The sequence below is a fragment of the bacterium genome (genome assembly GCA_019695335.1).
In the GTDB taxonomy this organism is placed as follows: Bacteria; CLD3; CLD3; order SB21; family SB21; genus JABWBZ01.
The window spans coordinates 47,117-58,425 of sequence record JAIBAF010000017.1 but is presented as its reverse complement, the minus strand read 5'-3'; the positions used below and the strand labels follow the sequence as shown (position 1 = coordinate 58,425).

Annotated in this window: 8 protein-coding genes; 4 read left to right on the top strand and 4 right to left on the bottom strand. The window is 41.0% G+C overall.

Going from position 1 to position 11,309, the window contains the following annotated elements:
• Positions 1 to 174: 174 nt before the first annotated feature.
• Complete coding sequence (locus K1X84_06500) at positions 175 to 726, bottom strand: hypothetical protein (GenBank protein MBX7151274.1); 552 nt, start codon at positions 724 to 726, stop codon at positions 175 to 177.
• Positions 727 to 1,504: 778 nt separating this feature from the next.
• Between K1X84_06500 and hutI the strand changes: the two genes are divergently transcribed.
• From hutI to K1X84_06480, 4 genes are all read left to right on the top strand, one after another.
• Complete coding sequence (gene hutI / locus K1X84_06495; GenBank protein MBX7151273.1) at positions 1,505 to 2,707, top strand: imidazolonepropionase; 1,203 nt, start codon at positions 1,505 to 1,507, stop codon at positions 2,705 to 2,707.
• A 138-nt stretch (positions 2,708 to 2,845) separates the two neighbouring features.
• Positions 2,846 to 4,825 carry an amylo-alpha-1,6-glucosidase gene (locus K1X84_06490; protein MBX7151272.1) on the top strand — a complete coding sequence of 660 codons (1,980 nt, stop codon included), beginning with the start codon at positions 2,846 to 2,848 and terminating at the stop codon, positions 4,823 to 4,825.
• Positions 4,826 to 4,828: 3 nt separating this feature from the next.
• Positions 4,829 to 5,398, top strand: coding sequence for a CoA pyrophosphatase (locus K1X84_06485; GenBank protein MBX7151271.1), 570 nt, complete (start codon positions 4,829 to 4,831; stop codon positions 5,396 to 5,398).
• 213 nt (positions 5,399 to 5,611) lie between these two features.
• A complete protein-coding gene (locus K1X84_06480) occupies positions 5,612 to 8,098 on the top strand; it encodes a carbohydrate binding family 9 domain-containing protein (GenBank protein MBX7151270.1) in 2,487 nt (828 codons plus the stop codon).
• Positions 8,099 to 8,101: 3 nt separating this feature from the next.
• Here the strand turns inward: K1X84_06480 and K1X84_06475 are convergent, their stop codons facing one another.
• The 3 genes from K1X84_06475 to K1X84_06465 are packed head-to-tail and all read right to left on the bottom strand — an operon-like array spanning position 8,102 to position 11,306.
• Positions 8,102 to 8,920 (bottom strand): peptidyl-prolyl cis-trans isomerase, encoded by an 819-nt coding sequence (locus K1X84_06475; GenBank protein MBX7151269.1) that lies wholly within the window; start codon positions 8,918 to 8,920, stop codon positions 8,102 to 8,104.
• Complete coding sequence (locus tag K1X84_06470; protein MBX7151268.1) at positions 8,917 to 10,611, bottom strand: peptidyl-prolyl cis-trans isomerase; 1,695 nt, start codon at positions 10,609 to 10,611, stop codon at positions 8,917 to 8,919. The genes K1X84_06475 and K1X84_06470 overlap by 4 nt, the downstream gene beginning before the upstream one ends.
• A gap of 2 nt (positions 10,612 to 10,613) precedes the next feature.
• A complete protein-coding gene (locus K1X84_06465) occupies positions 10,614 to 11,306 on the bottom strand; it encodes a hypothetical protein (GenBank protein ID MBX7151267.1) in 693 nt (230 codons plus the stop codon).
• Between the last annotated feature and the right edge of the window lie 3 nt (positions 11,307 to 11,309).

Sequence of the window (11,309 nt, the reverse complement as noted above, 5' to 3'; positions counted from 1 at the left end):
CTTAGAGTTACTTCGATAAGGGATACAAACACACAAACCTACCTTACCGAATTGGGTTTTTAACTTAGTGTGTTTTGAGGGTTTAAAAACATTAATTTAGGGCTTAAATTCGTGCAAATATATAGTGCGAAGTGCCGAAAAGCAAGAAAATTTTTTGTTTTTAGCCCTTTCAATTTACTCTATTACTAATGTATATAAGTAATAAGGATAAAGAAATATCATGGCGCCTAATTCATATAATTTAGTCACCCGGTATGACAAATCATATATCTCAAGTTGCTTAGACACAATAGCTCGCCGCTTAGATAGAAGCAATGTATCTGGCTTATAAACATAATCATTAAAAACAAATCCTTTTACAATTTCCGTATGATGTTCCAATAACCCAGCAGTATCCAATGTCACTGGATAAGTTCTTAGTTCAAACCTGAGTGACAGATAATAATCTTCATATGATTTGAATATTTCTTTGACTCTGGTAAATTTTATATTAGGTAGAATGCTGTCTCGAATAAGAATTATGTTTGAGTCAACATCGTGTATGTAATTCTGAGTTTCATTAAAATTTCCTCTATAAAGTGAATCACCAAAGTTATAGAACAAATAAAAGCCAAGTTTGTCTCCTTCACTTTCTCTTACTATTTTAGATGTAGGTACTTTGCTCAACGAAACCATTTTTTTTGTTTGTAAGAAAAGCTCATTTTTTATTGGATCATCAATAATCAACTTCCTGTGTATACAGGCCGGCTATCAATGTTAATTAGATCAATTAGAATAAGAGATACATTAAAGAAAATAAATGCCAAAATGAAATTTAGCGCCATATACCTAATTCTAGAAAAGAACACTCTTCCAGAGAAAATGAATATGAAAAACAACATAAACCAAAAAATTAATACTCCAATGAAATAAAAACTATAATTTTCTAATTTGCGATACAATATCAGAGGTATTACGAGCATAGGAACAAGCTGATATTTTGATGTTATTACAAATACGAAAACATTACTTAAATCAAAAGGTTGGTGACATATTTTTTTTACAACTCTGACCGCAATTGCCAATGGTAAGAAAGAAAAGATTGTTATTATTAAGTCAATAACCACTACTCTTGTAATTTCTTTTAGCTGAATCTGCTCTGAAAAAAGTAAAACACATAATGATAACATCCCAAGTAGTAATAATATTTGTAAATATTGTTCTTGCCGTTCGCGTGAATACAAGTTCAAATAATACCGCGTAGGACTAACGTAAAATAGCATACTTTGCTCTATATAATTATAGATTTTATCTATACCAATTCTGTCCAGTAACTCATCAATTATTTTCATATTACTTTATTCACTATTTGTAACGCCACTGGCTATCTAATTACATCCCAGTAGCGTAATGAAAAAAAAAATCATAGTCAATTTTCGCGCAAAGCATTTTGCCTTAAAATCTTCATTGCGCCGCTTGAGCTTTTTGTGTAATTTGCGCAGCCAACCCAATGGAACGGTTCTCCATGAAAACAGATTTACTTATCCGAAATGCACATCAGGTAGTTACGTTCGATAAAGGACAATTTAGAACCCTTGAAAACGTTTCCATTGCCTGCGGCGGCTCGCAAATCATCGGCATCGGAGATGATAAACAGTTTGACGCCGGTACAGCAACCGTCATTGATGCATCAGATTTCGTAGTTTTACCGGGACTGATCGATTCGCATACGCATACGGTATTTGCAGGTTCGCGTGAAGATGAATTCGAAATGAAACTCGGCGGCGCAACGTATGCCGACATCGCTCAAAAAGGCGGCGGCATTTTAAATACGATGGGCGCCACACGGAAGGCTTCGAAAGAGGAACTGCTTCAACTAGGAAAGAAAAGACTCGAACAAGCGCTGCAATTCGGCATTACAACGATTGAAATCAAAAGCGGCTACGGTTTATCACCAGCGGATGAAATCAAAATTCTTGAAGTCATTCGTGATCTGCGCGAACATACCCCGATGGACATTCACGCAACTTTTTTGGGCGCACACAGCGTTCCACCGGAATACAAATCCAAACGCGACGATTATGTCAAACTCGTTTGCGAAGACATGATCCCGACAGTCGCTGAAAAAAAATTAGCTGAATTTTGCGACGTGTTTTGCGAGACGAACGTATTCACCATCGATGAAACCCGTAAGATTTTCGAGACCGCCAAAAAACACGGACTGAAACTCAAGCTTCACGCCGATCAATTGACCAACACCGGCGGCGCTGAATTGTGCGCCGAAATGGGCGCCGTTTCAGCCGATCATCTCGAACATATTTCCGATCGCGGTATTGACGCTTTAAAAAATTCAAAAACAGTTGCAGGACTTTTGCCGGGATGTTCGTTTTTCCTGAACATGCAATACCCTCCGGCACGAAAACTGATCGAAGCAGGAATTCCGGTTGCACTGGCGACAGACTTTAATCCCGGCTCGTCCATGACTCAAAATTTACAACTGATCATGTCCATTGCATGCACGCAAATGAAAATGTCTCCGGCGGAAACTATTCAAGGCGTTACACTCAGTGCTGCGCAATCGTTGGATCGAACCGATATCGGCAATATCGCTTCGGGATTGAAAGCCGATTTAGTTTTATTTCGTGTGCCGAATTTTAAATATATACCCTATAATTTCGGACAGAATCACGCTGAGCATGTGATTAAAAATGGCCGGATGTTTTTTTGATCACTAAAAACTGATAACTGTCGCTTCGAGCTTGTCGAGAAGTGACATATAAAATTGATCGCTGATAAAAATAATAATTAAAATTCAGTTCTCGACTCCGCTCGAACTGACATTCTTTTTTCATTAGTTTTCTTAATTATGGAACCTCTCAAAATCCCGAAGGAAACCTGCGCCGATTATTATTATGCCACTCAAAAGGAATGGCTTGAAACCAACGGCATCGGCGGATTTGCTTCCTCTACTGTGATTGGCGCTAATACACGGCGCTATCACGGCCTGCTGGTCGCCTCGCTCCGTCCGCCAACCCATCGGTATGTTCTTCTTTCTAAAATGGAAGAAAGCCTGAATTTTAACGGTAAAACACATGAACTGTCTACGAATCAATACCCGTTCATCATCTTCCCTGAAGGCCACAAGAATATCGATTATTTCGAATACGATCTTTGTCCGAAAATTACATACCGTGTACACGACATTATCATTGAAAAAAGTATCCTGATGATCGATGGCGAGAATTCAACCATCTTGCGGTACAGGGTTCTCAAAGCCGATCAGCCGTTTACATTATTGCTTCGCCCGTTATGCGCTTTCCGTGACTATCACAGTTTATCCAAAGAAAACACCAACATTAACAAAAATACCGATGTCGGCGCGTATCAGTTTTCGATCCAGCCTTATCAGGGATTGCCGCGATTGTCTTTTCATTATAATACCGGTTCGGTAGAACCAAAATTTTTCTGGTACAAAAATGCTGAATACCGGAAAGAGCATGAACGCGGTCTGGATTTTACCGAAGATCTCTTCAGCCACGCAATTCTATCGGCGACTTTGCATGGCGGAGAATCGCTGGATATTTTGGTGACCAGTGAAACCAATCGAGCAAGTTCTCTGAAATCCAAAGACATCGAACAATTGCTGAACTATGAAATTCAACGACGTAAGGCCTATATCGAACATTTCCCATTACGGCATCCGATGGCACAATCGCTGGCGTTGTCGGCGGACTCATTTTTGGTAAAACGCTCGGGCAATCGGCATACGATCATCGCCGGTTATCACTGGTTCGGAGACTGGGGCCGCGATACGATGATTGCTTTGCCGGGCTTGGCATTGACCTGTAAGCGGTATGATGTTGCCAAAGCGATTCTTCTATCGTTTGCCGAATACATTTCCCAAGGCATGATCCCCAACCGATTTCCCGATCTCGATGAGACCCCGGAATTCAATAACGTCGATGGAACATTATGGTTTTTTGTTGCGGCTTATCGTTACTGGCAGGCTACGGGTGATGATGATCTGATCCGCACGGCTTTATACGAACGTTTCGCAGATATTATCGCCTGGCATGTCCATGGCACCCGTTACAATATTAAAATGAGTGACGACGGATTACTTTTCGCCGGTGAAGCCGGCGTGCAGCTTACCTGGATGGATGCCAAAGTCGGCGATTGGGTCGTAACGCCGCGTGCTGGTAAATGTGTTGAAATCAATGCGCTTTGGTTCAATGCACTATGCATTATGCATGAAGTAAGTATAGCTTTGAACCGTAGCAACGACGCCGAAAAATATAAAGCGATGACTGAAAAAACGAAAAAAAGTTTTAATGAACAGTTTTGGTTTTCGGATGGCGGGTATTTATACGATTATATTAATGACACTGAAAAAAATACCGACATCCGTCCCAATCAAATTTTTGCAATTAGCCTGCCCTTCACGCTTCTCGATACGGACCGGAGTAAATTGGTCATTGAAAAAGTTCAGAAAGAGCTTCTTACACCGTTTGGATTACGCACTTTGTCTCCATCGCATCCGTCGTATACCGGCGTATATGCCGGGGACGTTCATCATCGTGACTTAGCCTATCATCAAGGAACGGTTTGGCCATGGCTATTGGGCGCTTTCATCGAAGCCTATTTAAAAACAAACGCAAACTGTGACGAGGCCAAAACATTAGCCCGCACGCTGATTGAGCCTTTCATCACTCAACTCAACGACGCCGGTATCGGAACGATTTCTGAAATTTATGACGGCAATCCGCCGCATTTCCCCAAAGGTTGTATTGCCCAAGCCTGGAGCGTCGGCGAAATACTGCGTGCAATCGAATTATTAGAAAAATAAAGTATGCCGTCCGATTCTTCTTTTGAAATCTATCAATCGCGTATCCGATCCATCCGTCATAAAGCTTCTTTGGAATTAGGTTCTTTTGTACCTGCTGCCGTGCTGATCCCTTTTTATGAAAAAAACAGCGAGCCGTTTTTGCTATTTGCAAAACGCACGCAAACAGTACGGCATCATAAAGGCCAAATTTCATTTCCCGGCGGTGCGTACGAACCCAATGATCCGGATTTACGCCATACCGCTTTGCGTGAAACGGAAGAAGAAATTGGACTAGACCAATCCCATGTGAATATCTTGGCCGAATTGGATGATATGTTTACACCGACTCGCTTCCGGGTCACTCCTTTTGTGGGTACTATTCCATATCCTTATTCATTTAAAATTAATCCTCACGAAACGGCTGAATTAATTGAAGTTCCGTTGCGTCATTTGTTGATCGAATCCAATCACAGGATCGGTTATCGGATGTTTCAAAATCGAATTTATGAAATCCATTATTATGATTACAGTGAACATATCATCTGGGGCGTAACAGGACAAATTCTCAACGATTTGTTGAAAAAAATTCAATAACCATAATTGCAACTTAGTTTCTTAGTCAGCGTAAAATGATCATCACTATCTAAAGTGACGAAAGTTTGCGTAAATACGGCAATTTTCGGATTGTTTTAATCGATCAAAATTTTAAATTTTCAACCCTGTTGCCATGAACTGGCTATTGTTTTAGAATCAATCATAGTTTATCGTTTTTGAAATCGTCGATTGTCACCATGGAGAGAATTGTCAATGAAACATGCGTATGAGTTTCTGGGTCGTTTGCCCTATGGCGAAAGATTTTTAATATCAATTTTGATCAGTCTGTTGATCTTGCTGCTGCTCGTCATGCCGTTTCAGCTTTTTGCCAATATTCAGGCAGGAACATTAGCATCCGCCAAGATTTCCGATGAATCGAAAACTTTCGCTCCGAATCCTATCTTGACCATTAATGTTCAGCCAGCGGCCATATCACCGGTCATTGATGGCGAAATCGAAGAGTCATGGTTACAATTGGAGCACTTCAGCAATTTTGCCGAGAATTATCCCAATGAGCGGCAAAAACCGAAGGCCGTAACGGAGGGTTATATTACGCATGACGATAAATATTTGTACATTGCGTTTATTTGTCATGATCCGGACATGAGAAAACTGCGTGCGGTTTTGAGCGATCGTGACGCGTTGTATGAAGACGATTTTGTCGGCCTCAATATCGACCCTTTCGGCGCTCAACTCAACGGGTTTGAGTTTTTCGTCAATCCTTTAGGTGTTCAGGCCGATCTCAGCGTTGACGTGACGGGTAACGAGGATGACAGCTTCGATGCGGTGTGGGAATCTGCCGCCAAAATTTACGATGACCGTTGGACGGCCGAAATTAAAATCCCATTCAAAAGCCTGCGATTTCCCAATAAACCGGAACAAGACTGGCTGATTCATTTTTATAGAATCTATCCTCGCGAAAGCCGTTATGTGTATTCCTGGATGGCAACGTCGCGCGATATCAGCAATCAATACGCCCAAGCCGGACACATTAAAATGAAAATCCCCGAAACGTCTTCCCGTAATATTGAATTTCTGCCGTACACAGTCGGTACATCTGAAAAATCATTGATCGAAAAAGACGATGGCAATGGAAAATGGGATAAACGAAACTATGACGGTGATGTAGGATTTAATCTCAAATACGGACTGACGTCGAATGTCACTTTGGATCTGGCCTATAATCCCGATTTCAGTCAAATTGAATCGGATGCCGGACAGATCAGTGTGAATAATCCTTTTGCACTGTTTTACAATGAAAAACGACCTTTCTTTCTCGAAGGCCGGGATATTTTTTATGTGGATCAAGATATAAATTTACTTTACACGCGCACGATCAGCGATCCTTTGGTAGTGGGTAAAATTTCCGGAAAAGCGGGAAAAATGAGTTTCGGCTATATTTCGGGTTACGACGAGAGCACGCAGTATGTGATCCCATTCGAGGAAAGCGGGCCGGGTTTATTTACGAACAAAAATTCTGTTTCAAATATTCTTCGTACGAAATACGAGCTCGGCACTGGAACGTATATCGGATTTACCGGTACCGATCGCCGGCTTTCGAATGCATCGAATTCCGTCGGTACTCTCGATGCTAAAGTGCGATTGAGTACCAAATACACGTTATCGGCTCTAGCAAGTATGAGCCACACTGATGAATCGAGTGACTCGCTTTTATCCAAAGACGATAAAGATTTTGAATCCTTTAAAGAAGGCCACACAACGTATACCGGCGACTTCGACGGTGAAAATTTTGACGGACATTTATTTCGTCTGACTTTGGACAGAACGGCAAAACATTGGGGGTTTTTTGCATGGTACAATGACCGTTCACCGGGATTTCGTTCGGAAAACGGTTTTATCAGTTCGAACAACCTCCGCGAAATCGGCTCGTATCAGCGTTATACTTTCTATTATCCTCAATCAACCGTGCTCGATCGGGTTGAGCCCCGCTTGCAATTCAACCGGAAATATAACTACGACGGAAAGTTAAAAGACTGGTGGATCAATCCGCAGCTTTTTATCCAGTTTAAAAAGCAAACGTACATCTGGATGAGCATTGCTGCACTCAACAATGAAAACTTCAGAGATCGTCAATTCAATCATATTCACCGATTCTCTTTTGAATTTGGTACCAAAATTTACAAAAAGCTTTACGGTGGTGTCTGGACTGAAAATGGTAATTATGTTAATCGTTCAGGTAATATCGACGACCAGGGTATTGACGATCCGCGTAACCCTTTGGCTAAAGCCAAAGGATTTAATCTCCAGACATGGATTACCATTAAGCCGACCAGCCAGTTATCCAATCAAATTGATTACCGGCAATTCAATCTCTGGACGCATTACGGTGGCAGTCTGATCACGGCTCAGAAAATTTTCAGAAATACTCTGGCCTATCAATTCACCCGCCGTTTGTTTTTACGCATTATCGGCGAGTATGCGGTCAGAGAATCCAATGAATCTGCGACTGATGACGATGGGAATTTTATTGTCGAAGGACCCGGAAAATACAAGCTGGATCATTCGAAATCAAAATCATACAGCGTTGATCCGTTGGTCAGCTACAAAATCAATCCGTTCACGGTATTTTTTATCGGAGCTCATTTCGGCGGTAAGAGCGATCCTTATCCTAACTACAACGGTTTGACCCCAACACAACAAAGCGTGTTTGTGAAGTTTCAGTATTTTATGAGAATTTAAAGATTAGGGAGTAAGAGGCGTATTATATTCGATGGGGATTTCGTTTTTGATCTTCTTGACCAATTCTTCTGTTTTTCGTTTTCGTTTGATGGCTTTGAGCCGCGCTTCGATCTCACCTTCAACTTGCGCTAAAGGTTTTGGCGCTCCTTTCGGACGAATTTCTTCCACATGCCAGAGGGTATAATAACCGTTTTTGTTTTGGATCGGTCCGATAATTTCATCCGTAGCGTTTTTAGCAAACAGATATTTGGCTATTTTTTCTTCAAATTTATCGCGCGGAAGAAATTCGGTCGCGCCGATAATATCGCTGTCCGAAGCCGCCTGCGTCACCAGATCGACAAAATCCTTCACCCGAATACGTGCCATACGAATGAGCTGTTGCTCCAGGTTTTTAGCTTTCAGCTTTTCACGCGTAAAAAAATATTCCGTTTTCACCTGATCTTCAGGAATTTCAAATTCTTTGCTATGCTCCTGATAAAATTGTTCTATTTCCTGTTTAGTGATCTGGATCGATTTATCCAATTCACCTTCAACAAAGGCTTGCACCAATAATTCTTTTTGAATCAACGCCATTTGCTGAAGATACCGCGGGTCTTTATCCATCCCAACCATCTTTGCTTTTTGGTAAAGCGTCTCCGTTTGAATCCATTGTTGGATATATAAATCACGTGCGTTGGTTTGGCCGCGCACATCATTACGTAGCGCGCTGTCGATCATCGTTTCCGTCAGAAGCGTCTCACCCACTTTTACAATGTAATCCGGCTTGGCTTCACTGCAAGCAATGACAACAATAGCCAAACACCATACCACCCGTCGTTTCATTTTAATTTACTTTCGTAAACCACTACAGGATATTTTAATTTAAGCTGATGCAAAAATTTTTCTGTTAATTTTTTTTGCTGATTATCACGGTACGAACGCTCGACTTGATTTTTGATCAAATCAAACGGTTGTGATTTTTTTTCATTTTTTTCCATCAGCCTGATCATAGAATAACCACCGTCTTTTCGCTGAAAAATCTTACTGACTTCACCCAGCTTCAAGCTCAAGGCTTTCTTCACAAGTTCATCATTCTGATTATCCGGATAGTTAGAAGGATCTTTGATCATAATGATCCTGTCTTTCTTTTTGCCGTTGATCTGTTCGGCCGCTTTGACCAGATCGACTTTGTCTTCAACCAATCGGGCAACGGAATCGAGAGCATTAAATTGGCTTGAATATACTTCCAATACTTTCATGTCGCCCGGCGACGAAAACTGCTCCCGGTTATCTTCAAAATAACGGCGCAATTCCTCCACCGGTACTTTATTCGTATAAGCCAATATGCTACCCTTCAAAATCTCCATCGCAAATTGCCTTGACCATTCGCGTGTTTTAAAATAAAACTCATCCGATTCCAAAAACCCTTCGTTACTGATGGCCGCCTTTAGAAGATCATCCTTGACCATTTGTTTCAAACGGTCGACAATAAGATTACGGCTACTATTTTTCCATTGAGCATCGGCGTTATACGAATTCAATAATTGCAACGCAGTAATATCCCGATCGTTTCCGAAAGTGACAAGGATCTTATCAGCAGTAATTTTGCCGCGTAAAGATGAGGTGTTGTCGTTTTCGCCAATGAGATTTATAAAACTGTCAATCTGAACATCATTGAATTTTACATTGCTGTTCAATTGAAGAGAGTCGGTGAACATAGTGTAACGATTGATCAGTAAATAATTTTCAGAAACTTCAAGTTTTTCTCTTAATTCGAAAGCTATTTTTTTGCGGGAGAGTTGTTCGTTTTTCTGACCGGATTTAAAAACGTTGACTACTTTTGCAATAACAAAAGCTCCGGGTACTTCAATAGGTTTCGTGATAGTATTAGGTTCGCTATTAAAAACAGTCTGTTCATATATAAACGGTACCTTGCCGGGAGATATACGCTGAGCGCGAATATTGCCTTTACCGGTTTTGTTATCTTTGTTATCCGAGAACGTTTCGATCAATGCATTGAATTTTTGGAGCGAAGCAATGGAAAAAATTGAATCCGCCAGCAATTTAGCCGATGTTCTAGATCGTTGGATTTTTGAATCTTTGCTAGTCGCATAACCGATAACAAGATGTTGGACATCGATCGATGTACCATAGTTGTGTTCTAAAGTTGAAATGGACTGATCATTGATAAAAAAACTGTAAACATATTTTTCAAGCGCGGCCTGGCGTATAATGTTTTCTTTAGTCCGGTTCAATTCGAATTGAAATACAGAATCCTGGATCAGGTTGTTGTCGAAAGCGCCAATAAAAAGCAATTGGTTGTCAGCCAATTTCGTAATGAGATTTTTTTTATCTAGACGCGACAGTTTATTGGCATCATCGCCGTAGGCAAATTTCAGTGCTTCATTCAATTCTGCAATTGTAATCGAATCTTTATTGCCAATTTTAACAAGCACCTGATCATTGCCCTGCTTGCAACTTGAAATCCACATCCATGCGAGCATACCGATCATAGTGTGCACAAAAGCCGACATATTTAACTCCTGTTATTTGAAATGTCCGTTTCTGATTTTCCTTCAGCAATCGACATGATTATACTGATCAGAATGATGGCGCCGATAACGCCAAACGTAATCCACTTGGGCATTACGAAATCAAAATATTCCGCCGAAAGTTTCGCGCCAATAAAAAAAACAATGACATAAGCTCCATCAACCAATTTCGGGAATTTTTTAATAATTTGTAAAAAAACTCCGGCAACCATTCGCATGGTAATAATTCCGATAATTCCTCCCGTAATAACCACCCATTGTTTATTTGAAAGCGCGACAGCCGCAAGAATGGAATCGACCGAGAAAACAATATCGGTTAATTCGACAGCAATGACCGTGCTCCAGAATGCCGAAAGTCCGAAAAACTTCTTAGCGGTAGGTCGCCGTTCCTGTTGATCGGGATGTTTCCGAAGAAAATGATCGGCAGCGAGATAAACCAAATAGGCTCCGCCGATAATTTTTACAATGGGAAAGTGCAGGAGGTAAACGGCCAGCAGTACGGCAATCACGCGAAAAACAAACGCACCGATAATACCGTATTTCAACGCTTTTTTTTGTTGATCCGGCGGCAACGGCATGACTAATACGGCCAAAACGATGGCGTTGTCGGCGCTTAATAAACCTTCCAAAAGAACTAATAACGCAATCGTAACCAGATCGCTGGATTCAAAATGCATGAA

Excerpts from the sequence above, each read along its gene's own strand:
- hutI (MBX7151273.1), top strand. The coding sequence starts at position 1,505 with ATGAAAACAGATTTACTTATCCGAAATGCACATCAGGTAGTTACGTTC.
- K1X84_06490 (MBX7151272.1), top strand. The coding sequence starts at position 2,846 with ATGGAACCTCTCAAAATCCCGAAGGAAACCTGCGCCGATTATTATTAT.
- K1X84_06485 (MBX7151271.1), top strand. The coding sequence starts at position 4,829 with ATGCCGTCCGATTCTTCTTTTGAAATCTATCAATCGCGTATCCGATCC.
- K1X84_06480 (MBX7151270.1), top strand. The coding sequence starts at position 5,612 with ATGAAACATGCGTATGAGTTTCTGGGTCGTTTGCCCTATGGCGAAAGA.
- K1X84_06475 (MBX7151269.1), bottom strand. The coding sequence starts at position 8,920 with ATGAAACGACGGGTGGTATGGTGTTTGGCTATTGTTGTCATTGCTTGC.
- K1X84_06470 (MBX7151268.1), bottom strand. The coding sequence starts at position 10,611 with ATGTCGGCTTTTGTGCACACTATGATCGGTATGCTCGCATGGATGTGG.
- K1X84_06465 (MBX7151267.1), bottom strand. The coding sequence starts at position 11,306 with ATGCATTTTGAATCCAGCGATCTGGTTACGATTGCGTTATTAGTTCTT.